This window comes from Exiguobacterium acetylicum DSM 20416 (assembly GCF_000702605.1).
Taxonomy (GTDB): domain Bacteria; phylum Bacillota; class Bacilli; order Exiguobacteriales; family Exiguobacteriaceae; genus Exiguobacterium_A; species Exiguobacterium_A acetylicum.
Window position 1 is genome coordinate 52501 of sequence record NZ_JNIR01000001.1, and the last position, 20054, is coordinate 72554.

The window sequence follows — 20054 nt, forward strand, 5'->3', positions numbered from 1 at the left end:
AGTGGAAAAGGATGTGGCGCTGCCTAGACAGCTAGGATGTTGGCTTAGAAGCAGCCACCATTCAAAGAGTGCGTAATAGCTCACTAGTCGAGTGGCGCCGCGCCGAAAATGTAACGGGGCTAAACATACCACCGAAGCTGCGGATTCCGTAAGGAATGGTAGGGGAGCGTTCCAAACCGCTGTGAAGCTGTACCGGAAGGAGCAGTGGAGCGTTTGGAAGTGAGAATGCCGGTGTGAGTAGCGAAAAGAGGGGTGAGAATCCCCTCCGTCGAAAGCCCAAGGTTTCCTGAGGAAGGCTCGTCCGCTCAGGGTTAGTCTGGACCTAAGCCGAGGCCGAAAGGCGTAGGCGATGGATAACAGGTTGATATTCCTGTACCGCCGATCCACCGTTTGAACAATGGGGGGACGCAGGAGGATAGTGACGCATGCGGATGGAAGTGCATGTGCAAGTTTCAAGACCGTCTGATTGGCAAATCCGTCAGGCACCAAAGTCAAGGAACGATGCGGAGTCCCGTAGGGACGTAGGTCACGATTTCACACTGCCAAGAAAAGCCTCTAGTGAGGGGGAAGGCGCCAGTACCGTAAACCGACACAGGTAGGCGAGATGAGAATTCTAAGACGCGCGGGATAACTCTCGTTAAGGAACTCGGCAAAATGGTCCCGTAACTTCGGGAGAAGGGACGCTCTACATGAGTAGAGCCGCAGTGAATAGGCCCAAACGACTGTTTAGCAAAAACACAGGTCTCTGCTAAATCGCAAGATGACGTATAGGGGCTGACGCCTGCCCGGTGCTGGAAGGTTAAGGGGATGGGTTAGCGCAAGCGAAGCTTTGAACCGAAGCCCCAGTAAACGGCGGCCGTAACTATAACGGTCCTAAGGTAGCGAAATTCCTTGTCGGGTAAGTTCCGACCCGCACGAAAGGCGTAACGATTTGGGCACTGTCTCAACGAGAGACCCGGTGAAATCATAGTACCTGTGAAGATGCAGGTTACCCGCGACAGGACGGAAAGACCCCATGGAGCTTTACTACAGCCTGATATTGAGGCTTTGTGCATGATGTACAGGATAGGCGGGAGACGTCGAGCCCGGAGCGCCAGCTTCGGAGGAGTCACCCTTGGGATACCGCCCTTCATGCATAGAGTCTCTAACTCGCAGCCGTCATCCGGCTGGAGGACCGTGTCAGGCGGGTAGTTTGACTGGGGCGGTCGCCTCCTAAACAGTAACGGAGGCGCCCAAAGGTTCCCTCAGAATGGTTGGAAATCATTCGTAGAGCGCAAAGGCAGAAGGGAGCTTGACTGCGAGACCTACAAGTCGAGCAGGGACGAAAGTCGGGCTTAGTGATCCGGTGGTTCCGCATGGAAGGGCCATCGCTCAACGGATAAAAGCTACCCTGGGGATAACAGGCTGATCTCCCCCAAGAGTCCACATCGACGGGGAGGTTTGGCACCTCGATGTCGGCTCATCGCATCCTGGGGCTGGAGTAGGTCCCAAGGGTTGGGCTGTTCGCCCATTAAAGCGGTACGCGAGCTGGGTTCAGAACGTCGTGAGACAGTTCGGTCCCTATCCGTCGTGGGCGCAGGAAATTTGAGGAGAGCTGTCCTTAGTACGAGAGGACCGGGATGGACGCACCGCTGGTGTACCAGTTGTTCCGCCAGGAGCATCGCTGGGTAGCTACGTGCGGACGGGATAAATGCTGAAAGCATCTAAGCATGAAGCCCCCTCCAAGATGAGATTTCCCTTTGAGTAATCAAGAAAGACCCCTCAGAGACGATGAGGTAGATAGGTCACGGGTGGAAGCATGGCGACATGTGGAGCTGAGTGATACTAATCGGTCGAGGCCTTGTTCTAGCAGATGCTTGTTGATGACTTCAGTTTTGAGGGCGCGAGCCCGTCGTCTGGTGACGATAGCCAAGTGGTCACACCCGTTCCCATGCCGAACACGGAAGTTAAGCACTTGAACGCCGAAAGTAGTTGGGGGCTTCCCCCTGTGAGGATAGGACGTTGCCAGGCAAACGGTGGTTCTGGAGCATACGCTCAAGGGCCGCCGCTTTTTTGTGTCTTTTTGTAGAAAGGCATGCATCTATTTTAATGAAGGGACTGAACAGGGATATGGCGAAAAAAACGAAACTACGCGTAGCCGTCGAAGAGAACGAGACGATTGGTGCTTGTTTGGATCGTATCGATGCCATGGGATACCGCCCGACGGTCCGACGAGAAGAGCCGATCTTTGGATTAGACGCTAATGGCGAACCGTATCCAATTCGTCAGCAAATCGTCTTCGATTGCAAAGTGAAAGAGAGCGAATAACTACTTCAAGCATCGTCCGAATGAATCGGACGATGCTTTTTTTATACTTTATTTCATTTGATGTCTCCAGAGAAAATAAACTCCGAATGGACACTAGATGAAATTAAAAAAACACCTTTTAAAACCGAACGATAAATTTTCAGACAATTAAATTGTTCGCCTTTGGTTGACGCCTTGGGATGGACTTGTTAAGATGAAGTCGTGACAGGATGATTGAATATAAACACCTCGTATAATAGCAGGGATATGGCTTGCAAGTTTCTACCCAACGACCCTAAATCGTTGGACTATGGGGTATATGGATGTTCGTCGATATTTCTTTGGCGTACCTTTTTATACCCTAAGCCACCCTTTTAGCCGTGGTTTGGGCTTTTTTTATGCACAAAGGAGGAAACAGCGATGGGAAATGTAGAAGTCGGCGTCATCATGGGAAGTCAATCGGATTGGGAAACGATGAAGCATACATGCGATGTGTTGGAGCAACTTGAGATTCCGTACGAAAAGAAAGTCGTTTCCGCACACCGGACACCGGATCTGATGTTTCGTTATGCTGAATCAGCACGTGAACGAGGACTGAAGGTCATCATTGCCGGTGCAGGCGGTGCTGCTCATCTACCGGGCATGGTTGCCGCTAAAACGACATTACCCGTCATCGGTGTTCCTGTGAAAAGTAGAGCGCTCCAAGGAATTGATTCCTTGCTCTCGATCGTTCAAATGCCAGGTGGTGTACCGGTCGCAACGGTCGCGATCGGAGAAGCAGGCGCAAAAAACGCCGGATTGCTAGCTGCTCAAATTCTTTCGATTCAAAATGAACGACTTGCCCGCAAGCTCGATCATATGCGTGTCGAACTAGAAGGAGACGTCATTGCATCTGGAGGGAACCTGCTATGAAACGAATTGGGATACTAGGCGGCGGTCAACTCGGTCGAATGATGGCTCTGTCAGCGCGTGAGATGGGCTTTGAGATTTTGACACTCGATCCAACGGACAATGCACCATGTGCGCAAGTGGCGGATCAACATATCAAAGCTGCTTTCACGGATGTAGAGGCAGCAAAACAACTCGCAGCTGAATCGGATGTCGTCACCTACGAATTCGAGAACATCTCGACGGAAGTCGCTGAAGCGATCGGAACGAAACTGATTCACGGCACCGATCTTCTTTTTCAAACGCAACATCGGGTACGAGAAAAAGAGATGATTGAACGCATTGGGCACTCTGTCGCTCCGTACTATCCGGTGACGCATCCTTCTGACTTAGAGGAAGCAAAACAGCGACTCGGGTTACCATTCGTCTTGAAGACAGCACGATTCGGCTATGACGGAAAGGGACAGACCGTCATTCGGACGGAAGAACAGTTCCAAGCGGCAATCGAACGATTTGAACCGACAGAGTATGTTGCGGAGCAGTGGTTACCGTTTGATCAAGAAATTTCCGTCATCGTCACTCGAAGCGCAACAGAGACACGCGTCTTCCCGGTCAGTGAGAACATACATCGAGAAAACATTTTGCATCTATCGATCGTACCGGCACGGATTTCTGAATCGCTCGAACAAGAAGCGATTGCGCTCGCCGAATCCATCGCGGATGCCGTCGGTCTGATCGGTACACTGGCCATCGAGTTGTTCGTCGTCGGTTCTCGACTGATCGTCAATGAACTAGCACCCCGACCACACAATTCGGGTCACTATTCAATCGATGCTTGTGAAACATCCCAATTCGAGCAACATATCCGTGCCATCAGTGGTCTCCCACTCGGTGATACCCGTCTGACGACACCGGTCGTCATGGCGAACATCCTGGGTCAGCATGTCACAGCATTATACGAGGAACTACCGAGATTAGACGCTCGGACGAAAGTTCACTTATATGGAAAAGCAGAAGCCAAGACAGGGCGCAAGATGGGCCATTTAAACATTCTTGCGGACACCGTCGACGATGCTTTGGCAGAAGTCGAACGCCTGTCGATATGGAAGGAGACAGTTCAATGATCGAACGGTATACACGTCCTGAGATGAAAGCGATCTGGACCGAACAAAACAAATTCGAGGCTTGGTTAAAAGTCGAGATTCTTGCGTGTGAAGCATGGAGTGAACTAGGGGTCATCCCGAAAGAGGACGTCCAGTTGCTTTGGGACAATGCCTCATTTGATGTCAACCGCATCCTTGAGATCGAGCAAGAGACACGTCATGATGTCATCGCCTTCACGCGTGCCGTCTCTGAAACACTCGGAGAAGAACGCAAGTGGGTGCATTACGGACTCACGTCAACGGACGTCGTCGATACAGCACTCTCGTATCTGTTGAAGCAAGCAAACGACATTCTTGCTGCGGATCTCGATCGGTTCATCGACATCTTAAAAGTCAAAGCGAACGAACATAAATATACGGTCATGATGGGACGAACGCATGGCGTACATGCAGAACCGACGACGTTCGGTCTGAAACTAGCGCTTTGGTATGAAGAGATGAAACGAAACAAAGTCCGTTTTGAAGCAGCACGTGAGACGGTCGAATACGGCAAGATGTCAGGTGCCGTCGGAACATTCGCAAACATCGATCCATTCATTGAAAAGTATGTCTGCGAAAAGTTAGGAACAAAACCGGCTCCGGTCTCAACGCAAACGTTACAACGTGATCGTCATGCACACTACATGTCGACACTTGCTCTGATTGCAACATCAATCGAAAAGATGGCAACGGAAATCCGGGGTCTGCAAAAGACGGAAACACGTGAAGTCGAAGAATTCTTCGCTAAAGGTCAAAAAGGATCATCGGCGATGCCGCATAAGCGGAATCCGATCGGTTCAGAGAACATGACAGGTCTTGCCCGAGTCATCCGTGGACACATGGTGACAGCGTACGAGAACGTCTCACTCTGGCACGAACGGGATATCTCGCATTCTTCGGCAGAACGTATCATTCTTCCGGACGCAACAGGATTGCTTAACTACATGTTGAACCGTTTCGGAAACATCGTGAAGAACTTGACGGTCTTCCCGGACAACATGAAGCGGAACATGGACCGGACGTTTGGTGTCATTTTCTCTGGACATGTCTTACTCGCTTTAATCGAAAAAGGATGGTCGCGTGAAGCCGCCTATGATTTCGTTCAACCGCGTGCGATGCAGGCGTGGGAAGAACAAATCATGTTCCGTGACTTGTTGTGGCAAGAAGAAGAGATTCAACAGCTTTTCACAGAAGAAGAGCTCGATGCGTGTTTCGATCCGACGTACCATACGAGTCGCGTCGATGAAATCTTTGAACGGTGTGGCTTGAACTAATCAACCTGAGACGGGGCACTTGCCCCGTCTACATCTTAGGATCATGGGGGACGAAAGCGATGCAACCACTTTATGAAGGAAAAGCAAAACGATTGTACACGACGCAGGAGCAGGATGTGCTCCGGATCGTCTATAAAGACGAGGCCACGGCATTCAACGGCGAGAAAAAAGAAACCTTTGCTGGAAAAGGCGAATTGAACAACCGATTGACGAGTCATTTCTTTGAAATCCTCGAACAAGCGGGCATTCCGACACATTTTATTGAGCGTGTCTCGGAGCGCGAACAGCTCGTACGTCGTGTCACCATCATCCCACTCGAAGTCGTCGTCCGAAACGTCGTCGCGGGGAGCTTGAGTAAACGGCTCGGTATCGAAGAAGGTACGGTGCTCGAAACACCAATCGTTGAGTTCTACTATAAAGATGATACGTTAGGCGATCCACTCGTCACCTCGTCACACATCAATTTACTGAAGATTGCGACTTCTGAAGAGTTGAAACAGTTATCTGCTGAAGCGCTTCGCGTAAACGAAGTATTACAACCTTACTTCCGTCAAAACGGAATCACGTTGATTGATTTTAAATTGGAGTACGGAAAGACGGCAGACGGAACGATTTTACTGGCAGATGAGATTTCACCTGATACATGCCGCCTGTGGGATCAGGCGACAGGAGAACATCTCGATAAAGATGTCTTCCGCCGCAATATCGGTTCACTGACAGAGACTTACCAAACACTATTCAATCGCCTAGGGGGAAACACACAATGAAAAAAGTCATCGTATCGATCGCATTACGGGAAAGCATTTTAGATCCACAAGGAGTTGCTGTAAAAGGTGGATTGCAACAGCTTGGTTTTACAGGTGTCGAGAGTGTCCGAATCGGAAAACAGATTGAACTGCTCGTTGAGACGGAAACGACAGAAGCGATGATTCATGAGATGTGTCAAAAACTACTCGTCAACACGGTGATGGAAGATTACCAGATTACGATCGAAGAGGTGACGCCAGCATGAAGTTCGCGGTCATCGTCTTTCCGGGATCGAACTGTGATTTAGATATGTACCATGCGGTCAAGGATGCTCTCGGAGAAGAAGCTGAATACGTCTTCCATACCGAAACATCACTTGAAGGCTACGACGGCGTCCTGTTACCGGGCGGATTCTCCTACGGAGATTACCTTCGTTGCGGCGCGATCGCGCGCTTCTCACCGATCATGGAAGAAGTCAAACGTTTTGCAGCAGAAGGGAAAACGGTCCTCGGGGTATGTAACGGATTCCAGATCCTTGTCGAAGCGGGACTCTTACCAGGTGTCTTGCACCGAAACAACGGCTTGAAGTTCATGTGCCGGACGGTTGAACTAAAGGTTGAGAATACAAAGACACGTTTTACATCGGATTACCTGCCAGGCGAGACGATCTCGATTCCGATCGCGCATGGTGAAGGAAACTACTACTGCGACGATGCGACTTACGCGATGCTGCAAACGAACGGACAAATCGCCTTCACATATGTCGACAATCCGAACGGCTCGCGCGGCGATGTCGCCGGAATCACGAACAAAGCCGGCAACGTTCTTGGGATGATGCCACACCCGGAACGAGCGGTCGAACTCTTGACCGGCGGAACAGATGGACTAAAACTCTTTACTTCACTCGTCAAACAGGGGGCACACCATGCTAAAACAACAGTCTGAACCAACACCAGAATTGATTCAAGAGCAACGCGTCTATGCCACGATGGGCTTGAGTGATACAGAATACCAGATGGTCGTCGATTTACTCGGACGCCAACCGAACTATACGGAAACAGGATTGTTCTCAGTCATGTGGTCGGAGCATTGTTCATACAAGACATCTAAACCCGTCCTCCGTCAATTCCCGACGACTGGACCACGTGTTTTACAAGGACCAGGGGAAGGGGCAGGTGTCGTTGATATCGGCGATGAGCAGGCAGTCGTCTTTAAGATCGAAAGCCACAACCATCCATCCGCTGTTGAACCGTATCAAGGGGCTGCGACAGGCGTCGGCGGAATCATTCGTGACATCTTCTCGATGGGCGCACGACCGGTCGCACTCATGAACTCCCTCCGCTTCGGGCATCTCGGTACACCACGTGTCAATCAACTGTTCGAACAAGTCGTCGCCGGAATCGCCGGTTATGGCAACTGTGTCGGGATCCCAACGATCGGTGGCGAAATCGGATTTGATCGTTCATATGAAGGCAATCCACTCGTCAACGCGATGTGTATCGGTTTAATCAACCATGCGGATATTCAAAAAGGTCAGGCAAAAGGTGTCGGCAACTCGGTCATGTACGTCGGTGCAGCTACTGGGCGCGACGGGATTCATGGTGCGACGTTTGCCTCGGAGGATCTCGGAGAGGATACGGAAGCAAAACGTCCGGCTGTTCAAGTCGGTGATCCGTTCATGGAGAAACTATTGATTGAAGCGTGTCTTGAGATCGTTGGTCATCCAGCACTCGTCGGAATGCAGGACATGGGTGCTGCCGGACTGACATCTTCTTCAGCAGAGATGGCTTCGAAAGCAGGTATGGGCATCGAGATGCACCTCGATGACGTCCCGCAACGGGAGACTGGGATGACCGCTTACGAAATGATGCTCTCGGAATCACAAGAGCGGATGTTACTCGTTGTCAAGCGTGGTCGCGAAGCAGAGATCGAAGCGATCGTCAGCAAATGGGGACTCCATGCCGTTCACGTCGGAGAAGTCATTGAAGAGAAGGTCCTGCGTTTGATCCATCATGGGGATATCGTCGCAGAAGTTCCGGTTGATGCGTTAGCAGAAGAAGCACCAGTCTACGAAAAACCATCGCGTGTCCCTGCGTATTATGAAGCATTCCAAGCGATGGAAGAGACGCTTCCAGTCGTCGAAGACGTTGTTGAGACATGGCGGGCACTACTTCGTCAGCCGACGATCGCTTCAAAACGTTGGGTCTACGATCAGTACGATCATATGGTCCAGACGTCGACCGTCGTCGCACCAGGGTCAGATGCAGCCGTCATCCGTGTCCGCGGCACGAACAAAGCGCTCGCGATGACGACCGACTGCAACAGCCGTTTCGTCTACTTGGATCCATATGTTGGTGGACAGATCGCGGTGGCGGAAGCAGCTCGTAATATCGTCGCGAGCGGGGCGACACCACTCGCCATCACGGATTGCCTGAACTTCGGAAATCCGGATAAACCAGAAGGCTTCTGGCAATTGCAACAAGCAACGGCCGGTATGGCAGAAGCATGTCGTGTCCTCGAGACACCTGTCATCGGCGGGAATGTCTCACTCTACAACGAGTCAGCCGGTCAAGCTGTTCACCCGACACCAGTCGTCGGAATGGTTGGCTTACACGAGCAAACTGAATGGATCACAACGCAACATGTCAAACAAGTAGGTGACCAGATTTATCTATTAGGAGAAACAACAGCCGAGTTTGGTGGCAGTGAGCTTCAATATATGCAATTCGGTAAATCATTCGGTCGCGCACCACAGATTGATTTAGCCGTCGAACACGCACGCTTACAATTGTTACAGCAGGCAGTACAAGCAGGTGAAGTCAATGCGATGCATGATGTGTCAGAAGGTGGTCTCGCCATCGCTCTCGCTGAGATGACGTTTGGAACGGATCTCGGGTTGACGGTTCAGTTTGACGGACCAACGTTACACCTGTTCAGTGAATCGCAATCACGCTTCGTCGTCACGGTGCCACAAGCGCACGTCACCGCATTCGAACAACGGACTGGTGCTCAAGCGATCGGTGTCGTCACGAACGATGAGCTTCTCGTCATCGAGACGACAGATACACGGATCGAAGCAGACCGTTCGACCTTACAGGGAGACTGGGAAGGAGCAATCGCGTGTTATATGACATCAAAGGACTAAATGAGGAGTGTGGCGTCTTCGGGATCTTCGGACAACCGAATGCAGCGCAACTCGCTTATTACGGCTTGCATAGCTTGCAACACCGGGGACAGGAAGGGGCAGGCATCGTCACGAGTGACGGTGACGACCTCTTCCCGCACCGCGGGCAAGGACTCGTAACGGAAGTCTTTTCGGAAGAAACACTGACGAACCTTAACGGACATCACGCGATTGGACATGTCCGGTATTCGACAGCAGGGGGAAACACGCTTGAGAACACCCAACCGCTTCACTTCAAATCGCGGACGGGAGATCTCGCACTCGCGCATAACGGAAATCTCGTCAACGCCGATTCACTAAAGCACCTGTTAGAAGCAGAAGGTGCCATCTTTCAGACGACGAGTGATACGGAAGTCGTCGCCCATCTCGTCAAACGCAGTAAGCTCGACACACTCGAAGACCGGATTGCCGATAGTCTCGCCCGTCTCGTCGGGGCGTTCGCCTTCCTTTTCTTAACGGAAGATACGTTATTCGTGGCGGTTGATCCGCACGGACTGCGTCCACTGTCACTCGGGAAGACACCGGACGGCGGCATCGTATTCGCGTCAGAGACATGTGCCTTTGATATCGTCGGCGCGGAATTCATTCGTGATATCGAGCCAGGGGAGCTCGTGACGATCACAGAACAGGGCATGTCGTCCCGTCAATACATGGAACCACGTGAACGGGCAATGTGTTCGATGGAATATATCTACTTCTCACGTCCGGATTCGATCATTGATGGCGTCAACGTCCATACGGCTCGCAAAGCACTCGGGAAAAAGATGTATGAAGAAGCGCCGGTTGAAGCGGACGTCGTCACTGGAGTACCGGATTCAAGTATCTCGGCAGCGATCGGTTACGCGGAAGCGAGTGGTATTCCATATGAGATGGGATTGATCAAGAACCGGTATGTCGGACGGACGTTCATCCAGCCGTCACAAGAGTTACGGGAACGTGGGGTCAAAATGAAATTGTCCGCGCTACGCGGCGTCGTGCAAGGAAAACGTGTCATCATGGTCGATGATTCAATCGTCCGGGGAACGACGAGTCGCCGCATCGTCGGTTTGTTACGGGAAGCGGGTGCGACGGAAGTCCATGTCCGCATCACGGCACCACCGATCACGAATCCATGTTATTACGGGATTGATACTTCATCGAAGGAAGAACTGATCTCTGCTCGATTGATGCCGGAAGAAATCCGGCAGGAAATTGGTGCGGATTCACTTGAATTCTTAACGGTACCGGGCATGGTCGACGCAATCGATCGCCCGTTCGATGGACCGTTAAAAGGACAATGTACCGCTTGTTTCACAGGAGAGTATCCGACACCGCTCGGTTCGCTCGAGTTAGAAGCTAAACTTTGATAGATGGGGGAAGAACATGAGCAAACATTACGAAGCAGCAGGTGTGAGTCTGACAGCAGGGTATGAGTCAGTCACGCGAATGAAAAAACACGTCGCCCGTTCGATGCGCAAAGAAGTATTGACGGGACTCGGTAGCTTTGGTGCGATGTTCGACCTCAGCCAATTGCAGTTGAAAGAACCAGTCCTTGTCAGTGGGACAGACGGTGTCGGTACGAAGCTGAAACTCGCTTTCGCACTGGAACAACACGATACGATCGGAATCGACTGTGTGGCAATGTGTGTGAACGATATCATCGTCCAAGGCGCGGAACCACTTTATTTCCTTGACTACATCGCGCTTGGTCAGGCGATTCCAGCTAAGATCGAACGGATCGTCGCAGGTGTCGCAGAAGGTTGCGTCCAGGCGGGGTGTACGTTAATCGGCGGTGAGACAGCGGAAATGCCAGGGATGTATGCGGACGGCGAATATGATATCGCCGGGTTCGCCGTCGGTGCCGTCGAGAAGCAAAAATTGATCACGGGTGATAACGTCGCGGCAGGAGATGTCATTCTCGGTCTCGCTTCGTCCGGCGTCCATTCGAACGGGTTCTCACTCGTCCGTAAAATCGTCGCCGACAGTGGCCTCCGCTACGAAGATGAAGTCATGATGCTCGGTCATACGCTCGGAAATGCGCTCCTCATGCCAACACGCATCTACGTCGAAGCGGTCAAAGCAGCCCTTGAGACGGAAAAGATTCAAGCGATGGTCCATATTACGGGTGGTGGATTCTACGAGAACGTACCACGTGTCTTGCCAGAAGGTCTTGGCGCATCGTTCGATCCGAAAAAGTGGCCGACGTTACCAGTCTTTGACTGGCTCGAGCAAGCGGGTGACCTGCCACGACATGATATGTACAACGTCTTTAACATGGGCATCGGTTTCATGTTGATCGTCAAACCGGAAGATGTCGCGGAAGTGACAGCACGCCTCGCTCGTGAAAATGAGACGGCGTACGTGATTGGTCAAGTGACAGATCAAGAAGGTGTTCGGATTCAAGGAGTCGACGCATGAAGATCGCCTGTTTTGCATCAGGAAGCGGTAGTAATGTCGAAGCACTTTTTGAAGCGATCGAGGCAGGAACGTTACATGCCTCGATCGAACTGATCGTCTGCGATCAACAGAACGCAAAGGTCATTGAACGGGCAAAACGACGCGGATGTGACGTCTTCGTCTTTCGGGCGAAGGACTATCCGGATAAACCGAGTTTTGAGCGGGAAATCATTGCCCGTCTTGGAGCGAAAGGTGTCGAACGGATCATTCTTGCCGGCTACATGCGATTAATCGGGGAAGAGTTGCTTGGACGATACGCAGGGCGAATCGTCAACATCCACCCGTCGCTGCTTCCGGCGTTCCCGGGAAAAGATGCGATCGGACAAGCATTTCGTGGCGGAGTTAAAATCACAGGTGTTACAATTCATATAGTCGATGAAGGCATGGACACAGGACCGATCATGGCTCAAGAAGCCGTTCGGATTACAGAAGAGATGACGCGTGAAACATTGCAACAAGCGATTCAGCGCGTCGAACATAGACTGTATCCGCAAGTCATCGAAGAGTGGATGAAAGAGGAGGCAAACGTATGAGAGCGTTAATTAGTGTGTCGGATAAAACAGGAATCGTCGAATTAGGACGAGCGTTCCATGAAGCAGGTATCGAGCTCGTCTCGACAGGCGGAACACATCAAGCGTTAGAGGAAGCCGGGCTTCCGGTCATTGGTATCAGTGAAGTCACACAATTCCCAGAAATGCTCGATGGGCGTGTCAAAACGCTCCATCCAATGGTTCATGGTGGATTACTCGGTCGTCGTGATCTTGAATCCCATCGTGAGCAGATGGCTGCGCAACAGATTCAACCGATTGATTTCGTCGTCGTCAATCTGTATCCGTTCAAGCAGACGGTCTTACAAGAAGACGTCGCCTATGCCGATGCGATCGAGAACATCGATATCGGTGGACCAAGCATGTTGCGTTCAGCGGCGAAAAACCACGCAGCTGTCACGGTCGTCGTCGACCCAGCTGATTACGAAACGGTCGTTGCCGAGATTCGTGAAGGCGGTACGACGTTTGAGACACGTCAACGTCTTGCGGCGAAAGCCTTCCGTCATACAGCGGCGTACGATGCGTTGATCGCGGATTATTTCTTGACACAAACAGGCGAGAAGTTCCCGGATCAGTTGACAATCACGCTTGAGAAAGTCCAGGATCTTCGTTATGGAGAAAATCCACACCAAGAAGCAGCCTTTTATAAAACACCAATTTACCGTGGAGCATCTCTCGCTTCAGCGAAACAGTTGCATGGTAAAGAGTTGTCGTATAACAACATTCAAGATGCGAACGCTGCACTCGAAATTCTCGACGAGTTCCGCGAAGCAGCAGCCGTCGTTGTTAAACACATGAACCCGTGTGGTGTTGCCGTCGGTCCAACGATCGGAGAGGCATTCCGTCGCGCTCATGCAGCCGATCCGGTGTCGATCTTCGGTGGCATCGTCGCCTTGAACCGTGAAGTTGACTTAGAGACAGCAGAACAGTTAAGCGGTATCTTCCTTGAAATCATCATCGCCCCATCCTTCACGGAAGAAGCATTCGCCTTGTTGTCAGCGAAAAAGAACATCCGTCTACTTGAACTCGACGTCAAACGTGTCCAAGCAATCCGTTATACGGCAGTCGCTGGCGGCATGCTCGTCCAAGACAGTGACGATGAGACGCTTGATGATGCAGCAGCACGCGTCGTGACAGACCGCAAGCCGACAGCAGCGGAATGGGAAGACTTGAAACTCGCATGGCGTGCCGTCAAACATGTCAAGTCGAACGCGATCGTTCTCGCGAAGGACGAAGTGACGGTCGGTGTTGGTGCAGGACAGATGAACCGTGTTGGTTCAGCGAACATCGCGATTACACAAGCCGGAGAAAAAGCAGTTGGTGCGTCACTTGCTTCCGATGCCTTCTTCCCAATGGGTGATACGGTCGAAGCGGCAGCAGCAGCTGGTATTACGGCAATCATTCAACCAGGCGGCTCGATTCGCGACCAAGAGTCGATCGATGCGTGTAACAAACATGGCATTACGATGGTCTTTACGAACGTTCGACATTTCAAACACTAAGCGGAGGCGATTTGAATGAAGGTATTGGTGATTGGTAAAGGAGGGCGTGAACACGCGCTCGTCTGGAAGCTGGCACAGGATGAACGGATCGAGACAGTGTATGCTGCGCCTGGGAATGCCGGGATGACACAAGCCACATGTGTTCCGATCGCCGAAGATGCTATCGATGAACTCGTGACGTTCGCACAAGACGAACAGATCGATTGGACGATTGTCGGACCAGAAGGACCACTTGTTCTCGGAGTCGTTAACGCCTTTCAGGCAGCGGGATTGCAGATCTTCGGACCAACACGGGAAGCGGCAGCGATCGAAGGAAGTAAGCAGTTCGCGAAAGAATTGATGGAGCGTGCCGGTATTCCGACCGCTGCTCATGCCGTCTTTACTTCAGCAGCAGACGCAGAGGCGTATGTTCGCAAAGCGGGTGCACCGATCGTCATCAAAGCCGACGGACTTGCTGCCGGAAAAGGAGTCACGGTCGCAGAAACCGTGGACCAAGCACTTGCAGCAATCCACGATACGTTTGCCGGGGAATACGGTCAACAAAGCAGCGTTGTCATCGAAGAATGCCTGGTCGGGGAAGAGTGTTCATTGATGGCATTCGTGCACGAAGAGACCGTCATCCCGATGGTATTGTCGCAAGATCATAAACGGGCATTTGACGGTGATCTAGGTCCGAACACAGGAGGAATGGGCGCGTATTCTCCGCTTCCTCAGTGGGACGAAGCAGCGCTGACGACAGAAGCTGTTGATCGCATCATTCAGCCGCTCGTCGATCAGATGGCAAGCGAAGGAATTCCGTTCACCGGCTTCCTCTATGCCGGTCTGATGCTGACGAAACAAGGACCGTTCGTCATCGAGTTCAATGCTCGGTTCGGTGATCCGGAAACAGAAGTCATTCTTCCGCGCTTAGAGACACCGTTGCTTGATGTCATCATGCCGCTGATAGACGGACAGATACCAGAAGTCGTTTGGACGGATCAAGCAGCTGTCGGTGTCGTCGTCGCAGCAGAAGGATATCCGGAAGCACCAAAAACGGGACAAGCGATTCCACTTGATCAGATTGGGGACGGTCTTCTCGTCTTTCATGCCGGAACGGCAGAACGAGACGATCAACTTGTCTCAGCCGGTGGACGTGTCCTCGTATGTGTCAGCCGTGCCGAGACGATCGAGCAGGCTGTCGAACAGGTCTATGCGAACTTACCAGACGTGACGGACCAGCCATTCTTTTACCGAACTGATATCGCTCAAAAAGCCTTTCGTGCCTCGCATGAATCATGATATTTGTACCAGACGTGCTCGAAGGAGTCGCGTCTGGTTTTTTGTTTCTTGGCGAAGTGCACGAAAAGATTTGTCTTCCATGGCGAATTTGTGTTATTTTGACCAAATGAATCCGGAACGGGGCAAAACTTCTTGAAACTTACTTAGCAACATTTTAGTATAAGAACTATAAGAAAGCGTTTTCAATAAAACAAAGGAGGTCGAGCTTTCGTGAAAAAAAATTGTGGAAGATCCCCTTGGACGAAATCTGAAGTACGAACACACCAAGCGGTCATCAGCGGAAAGCTTGCACCGACACTTGTCATACAGAATGCCACTTACCTGAATCATGGTGTCAAAGCATGGCGGACGGCGAATATCTGGATTAGTGGCGACCGGATCGTCTATGTCGGTCCAGAGATGCCGGAACAAGCCGATGCGTATCATGATGCGACAGGTCAATATATCGTACCCGGTTACATTGAACCCCATGCCCATCCGTTCCAACTTTACAATCCAGCGAGTCTTGCAAAATTCGCAGCAGAGCGGGGAACATCGACGCTCGTAAACGACAACATGTTGTTATTATTAGAGCCGACGGAGCAAGCGTTTGCTCAGGTCGAGGCGCTAGCAGACTTACCGACCTCAATGTACTGGTGGGCACGACTCGACGCACAAACCGAGCTTGATGCCGACAGTATCTCGATCGATAATCGCCGGATTCAAGCGTGGCTCAAGCATCCACAAGTCATCCAAGCGGGAGAGTTGACGGGATGGCCACGTCTCTCGCAAGGGGATGATGAACTGCTTCACTGGATGCAGGATGCGATCAAACTCGGAAAACCAATCGAAGGTCATTTCCCTGGGGCTTCAGCGAAGACGTTGACGAAGATGGCGCTGTACGGCGTGACGAGTGATCACGAAGCGATGACGGTCGAAGAGGCGATGACACGTCTTGAACTCGGCTACACGACGACGATTCGTTATTCATCGATTCGTCCGGATCTACCGGATATCTTTAAAGGTCTCGTCGAAGCAGGGTTGACGCAGTTCGATAAGGTGCTAGTGACGACGGATGGTTCAACGCCGTCCTTCTATAAAGCGGGCATGATGGATGAGACGATCCGATTGATGCTTGAGGCGGGCATTCCGGTCGAAGAAGCGTACCGGATTGCATCGTACAATGCAGCGCGTCACTTTAATCTCGATCATCTACTTGGGAGTATCGCACCAGGACGAATCGCGCATCTTAATTTCCTTGAGGCAAAAGATGCCCCGACACCTGTCGCTGTACTTGCGCGCGGCACATGGGTCCGTCAAGCAGACATCCCATGTTACCCGGCAGAAGCGCTTGATGCAGTCTATGCGCTCATGCCACGCTCGGAAGTCCAGGTTTCCTTAACGGAACAGGATTTTTCGTTTAGCATGCCGGTTGGTCTTGAAATGGTCAATTCCGTCATCATGAAACTCTATCAAGTCGAACACGATACAAGTGTACCTGTTCTACCGGCAGGATGTGATGAATCCTTCCTGATGCTACTCGACCGGGAAGGGAAGTGGCGACTGAATACCGTTCTGAAAAACTTTGCGACACAAGTCGGAGGTCTCGTCAGTTCGTACTCGATCAGCGGTGATATTTTGATGATCGGTAAATCGAAACGAGACATGCAAGTCGCGTTTGATCGAATGAAAGCGTTCGGCGGCGGAATCGTTCTCGTTGAGAATGGTGAAGTCATCGCTGAAGTTCCGTTGACCTTGATGGGGCAGACGTCCGACCTGCCACTCGAAGATTTGATCGTTCAAGAAACGGCTCTCCGGGAAGCCTTGTTCGAACGCGGTTATGCGTTTGAAGATCCTGTCTATACGTTGCTATTCCTAGCATCGACACACTTGCCATATGTACGGATCACACCACAAGGTATTTACGAAGTCCTTCGGAAAAAAGTCCTTTTCCCAGCGATTTTGCGATGACGCTTGAATTTTAAAACGTCGCGCTTTAAACTATTAAAGAGCAATTGAATGGGAAAGGGAGTCACAAGATGCAACTCGATAAATTGCGTGGAAAAGAATTGGATCAGTTATTTACAGCCATCATGAAGATGGATTCATTAGAAGATTGTTATACGTTGTTCGAAGACTTAGCGACCGTCAACGAAATCCAGGCGCTCGCCCAACGTCTTGAAGTCGCACGTCAATTACGTGAAGGCAATACGTATCACAAAATCGAAAAGGCGACCGGTGCTTCAACAGCAACGATCTCGCGTGTCAAACGTTGCTTGAACTACGGTTCGGGCGGTTATGATCTGGCGCTTGCCCGCCTAGGTCTTATCGAGCAAGAAGTAGCGGATAACTAATGTTATCCGCTACTTCTATGAAGGAGGGCGCACCGATATGGATTTTGCGTTACAACATAAAATTCAACATTTCATTCGAAGGCTGACGCCCATCCAGTCGCTCGTCATCATCTACTTCGTTGCGGTCATCATCGGAATCATCATGCTCGGTCTGCCGTGGTCGACCAAGGGAGACTATAACTGGGATTTCACGGACCTCGTCTTCATGGCGGTCAGTTGTGTCAGTGTCACTGGTTTGACGACGGTCTCGGTCTCAGAAACCTTCACGACGTTCGGCTACTTCATGATCATGATTCTAGTGCAAGTCAGCGGGATCGGCTTGATGTCGCTTCATATCGCGATGTGGGTCATTCTCGGAAAACGAATCGGCTTTCGAGAACGTCAACTCGTCGTTCGAGATCAGAACCAGACGACGATGCAAGGGGTCGTCAAATACATTCGCGAAGTCATCTTGATCATCGTCTCGATTGAATTGATCGGGGCATTGATTCTCGGGCTGTACTATACGAAATACTTTCCGACACTCGGTGAAGCGATGCTCCAAGGACTGTTCGGATCGGTCAGTGCGACGACGAACGCTGGTTTTGACATCACGGGCGAATCGTTACTACCGTTTCGCGGTGATTTGTTCGTCGTCTTCATGCAAATCTTGTTACTGACACTTGGTGCAATTGGGTTTCCAGTACTCGTCGAAGTCCGGCGCTACATCTCGTACCGGGCGACACGTCAAGCGACACGTCAACCGTATCATTTTTCACTCTTTACGAAATTGACAGCGTCAACGTTCTTCATTCTCGTCCTATTCGGAACGGTAGCATTGCTGCTATTTGAATGGAACCAATCCTTCAAAGGTCTACCGATCGATGAGAAGCTTGTCGACGCCTTGTTCCAATCCGTCACGACCCGAAACGGGGGATTGACGACGGTCGACATCACGTCCTTCTCGCAGGCATCGATTTTCGTCTTGTCGCTCTTGATGTTCATCGGAGCGTCACCGTCTTCCGTTGGTGGGGGGATTCGAACGACGACGTTCGCTGTCGCCGTTTTGAGTGTCATCGCCTTCATCCGAGGCGAATACGGGATTAAAATCTTTGGTCGTGAGATCGGTCAGTCGGACATCTGGAAAGCATTCGTCGTCATTGTCGTCTCAACGGGTGTGACGATGGTCGGATTAATCGTCTTGTTACTTGTCGAAGACGCACCGTTCCTCGTGCTGTTTTTTGAAGCTTGTTCAGCGTTCGGAACGACCGGTCTATCGCTCGGCATCACGGATCAATTATCGGATATCGGAAAATGGACGTTGTCTGTGCTGATGTTCATTGGTCGAATCGGTGTCATCTCGTTCGTTCTTCTGTTGAAAGCGAACCAACCGAAACGTAACTACAATTATCCGAAGGAATCCGTCATTATCGGATAAGGAGGCTCTTTTATGAAACGTGCCTTTTGGATCAACTTTGCCTATATCTTTGCTGTGCCTGTCTTACCGTTTTTGGCGCTCGTCAATGGTCGAGCACTCTGTTCACCGGATTCACCGTTACTGGACGTCCCGGTACTCGGCTTCTTTTTAGCAGAACCGTGGGCGTTCGTGCCGGTATATGCCGTTTTTGCGTTGTTACTGGCGTCACTCTTGACGAAACGACGGACACGCGTCTAACCATCTCGCCCTGCGCGAGATGGTTTTTTGTTTTATACTGAATGTGGAATGAGAAAGAGAGGATGGGACGAACCGTGTTATTACCTTTTAATGAATGGCGACATGTCTTTAAACTAGATCCAGCAAAAACAATCGATGATGCTAGCCTACAGGCGATTGCGACGTCCGGAACGGATGCGATCCTCGTCGGTGGAACGGATGACATCACACTCGATGCGACGCTTGATCTCTTGATGCGCTTGCGACGGTATCCCGTTGCAGTGGCACTTGAGATTTCAGAACTCGAAGCCGCGACGATGGGATTCGATACGTATTTGACACCGACGGTCCTGAATGCCGGGACGTTAGAGTACGTCGTTGAAAAACAAGTCGAGGCGTTAGAACAAGTCGGTCATATGCTGGCGCACGCTGATCTTGTCGGGGAAGGGTATATCGTCCTGAATCCTGATGCGAAGGTCGCGCACGTGACACAAGCAAAACCGTTAACGTTAGATGAGACCGTCGCTTATGCGCAGTTAGCGGATAGTGTCTTCCGTCTACCGGTCGTGTATCTCGAATACAGCGGCGTTTACGGGGAAGCGGAACGAGTCGCAGCCGTTCGCGACGTCTTGAAGCAGGCACGCCTGTTTTACGGTGGTGGCATCGACTCTGAGGAGCGAGCGCGTGAGATGCTGCAGTATGCGGATACGATCGTCGTTGGAAACGTCATTTATGAGGATTTAAAAGCAGCGCTTGCGACAGTCGCGGCGACACGATAAAATATAGGAACAAAAGTTCGGAAT

At 51.2% G+C, this 20054-nt stretch carries 18 protein-coding genes, 2 rRNA genes and 1 riboswitch (1 of these 21 running past the window's edge); all 20 genes read left to right on the forward strand.

Going from position 1 to position 20054, the window contains the following annotated elements:
- Positions 1-1848: ribosomal RNA gene (locus P401_RS0100260) — 23S ribosomal RNA — on the forward strand; it begins 1066 nt to the left of the window's first position.
- 46 nt (positions 1849-1894) lie between these two features.
- Positions 1895-2010 (forward strand): 5S ribosomal RNA (gene rrf, locus P401_RS0100265).
- Positions 2011-2109: 99 nt separating this feature from the next.
- Positions 2110-2307 carry an NETI motif-containing protein gene (locus tag P401_RS0100270; protein ID WP_029340738.1) on the forward strand — a complete coding sequence of 66 codons (198 nt, stop codon included), beginning with the start codon at positions 2110-2112 and terminating at the stop codon, positions 2305-2307.
- A 208-nt stretch (positions 2308-2515) separates the two neighbouring features.
- A riboswitch (purine riboswitch) is annotated at positions 2516-2617 on the forward strand.
- 89 nt (positions 2618-2706) lie between these two features.
- Positions 2707-3198, forward strand: a complete 492-nt coding sequence (purE, locus tag P401_RS0100275; protein ID WP_029340739.1) for a 5-(carboxyamino)imidazole ribonucleotide mutase — start codon at positions 2707-2709, stop codon at positions 3196-3198.
- A complete protein-coding gene (gene purK / locus P401_RS0100280; RefSeq protein ID WP_029340740.1) occupies positions 3195-4298 on the forward strand; it encodes a 5-(carboxyamino)imidazole ribonucleotide synthase in 1104 nt (367 codons plus the stop codon). The genes purE and purK overlap by 4 nt, the downstream gene beginning before the upstream one ends.
- Entirely contained in the window at positions 4295-5590 is a 1296-nt protein-coding gene (gene purB / locus P401_RS0100285; RefSeq protein ID WP_029340741.1) for an adenylosuccinate lyase, read from the forward strand. The genes purK and purB overlap by 4 nt, the downstream gene beginning before the upstream one ends.
- A gap of 59 nt (positions 5591-5649) precedes the next feature.
- Positions 5650-6357 (forward strand): phosphoribosylaminoimidazolesuccinocarboxamide synthase, encoded by a 708-nt coding sequence (gene purC / locus P401_RS0100290; protein ID WP_029340742.1) that lies wholly within the window; start codon positions 5650-5652, stop codon positions 6355-6357.
- Entirely contained in the window at positions 6354-6602 is a 249-nt protein-coding gene (gene purS, locus P401_RS0100295) for a phosphoribosylformylglycinamidine synthase subunit PurS (RefSeq protein ID WP_023467069.1), read from the forward strand. The genes purC and purS overlap by 4 nt, the downstream gene beginning before the upstream one ends.
- Positions 6599-7282, forward strand: a complete 684-nt coding sequence (gene purQ / locus P401_RS0100300) for a phosphoribosylformylglycinamidine synthase subunit PurQ (protein ID WP_029340743.1) — start codon at positions 6599-6601, stop codon at positions 7280-7282. Before purS ends, purQ begins: the two co-directional genes overlap by 4 nt.
- The gene (gene purL, locus P401_RS0100305) at positions 7263-9482 is read left to right on the forward strand and encodes a phosphoribosylformylglycinamidine synthase subunit PurL (protein ID WP_029340744.1); all 2220 of its coding nucleotides are present in this window, start codon (positions 7263-7265) and stop codon (positions 9480-9482) included. The genes purQ and purL overlap by 20 nt, the downstream gene beginning before the upstream one ends.
- Positions 9458-10867, forward strand: coding sequence for an amidophosphoribosyltransferase (purF, locus tag P401_RS0100310; RefSeq protein ID WP_029343374.1), 1410 nt, complete (start codon positions 9458-9460; stop codon positions 10865-10867). The genes purL and purF overlap by 25 nt, the downstream gene beginning before the upstream one ends.
- Positions 10868-10883: 16 nt before the next feature.
- A complete protein-coding gene (gene purM / locus P401_RS0100315) occupies positions 10884-11918 on the forward strand; it encodes a phosphoribosylformylglycinamidine cyclo-ligase (protein WP_029340745.1) in 1035 nt (344 codons plus the stop codon).
- Positions 11915-12490, forward strand: coding sequence for a phosphoribosylglycinamide formyltransferase (gene purN / locus P401_RS0100320; RefSeq protein WP_029340746.1), 576 nt, complete (start codon positions 11915-11917; stop codon positions 12488-12490). The genes purM and purN overlap by 4 nt, the downstream gene beginning before the upstream one ends.
- Positions 12487-14007 carry a bifunctional phosphoribosylaminoimidazolecarboxamide formyltransferase/IMP cyclohydrolase gene (purH, locus tag P401_RS0100325; RefSeq protein ID WP_029340747.1) on the forward strand — a complete coding sequence of 507 codons (1521 nt, stop codon included), beginning with the start codon at positions 12487-12489 and terminating at the stop codon, positions 14005-14007. The genes purN and purH overlap by 4 nt, the downstream gene beginning before the upstream one ends.
- Positions 14008-14022: 15 nt before the next feature.
- Positions 14023-15285: a phosphoribosylamine--glycine ligase gene (gene purD / locus P401_RS0100330; RefSeq protein WP_029340748.1), complete on the forward strand. Its 1263-nt coding sequence runs from the start codon at positions 14023-14025 to the stop codon at positions 15283-15285.
- A gap of 210 nt (positions 15286-15495) precedes the next feature.
- Complete coding sequence (locus P401_RS0100335; RefSeq protein WP_029340749.1) at positions 15496-17235, forward strand: adenine deaminase C-terminal domain-containing protein; 1740 nt, start codon at positions 15496-15498, stop codon at positions 17233-17235.
- Between the two features lie 68 nt (positions 17236-17303).
- Positions 17304-17618 (forward strand): YerC/YecD family TrpR-related protein, encoded by a 315-nt coding sequence (locus P401_RS0100340; protein ID WP_023467078.1) that lies wholly within the window; start codon positions 17304-17306, stop codon positions 17616-17618.
- Between the two features lie 37 nt (positions 17619-17655).
- Complete coding sequence (locus tag P401_RS0100345) at positions 17656-19035, forward strand: TrkH family potassium uptake protein (protein ID WP_029340750.1); 1380 nt, start codon at positions 17656-17658, stop codon at positions 19033-19035.
- 12 nt (positions 19036-19047) lie between these two features.
- The gene (locus P401_RS0100350) at positions 19048-19272 is read left to right on the forward strand and encodes a hypothetical protein (RefSeq protein ID WP_029340751.1); all 225 of its coding nucleotides are present in this window, start codon (positions 19048-19050) and stop codon (positions 19270-19272) included.
- A 74-nt stretch (positions 19273-19346) separates the two neighbouring features.
- The gene (pcrB, locus tag P401_RS0100355) at positions 19347-20030 is read left to right on the forward strand and encodes a heptaprenylglyceryl phosphate synthase (RefSeq protein ID WP_034786186.1); all 684 of its coding nucleotides are present in this window, start codon (positions 19347-19349) and stop codon (positions 20028-20030) included.
- Positions 20031-20054 lie beyond the last annotated feature (24 nt).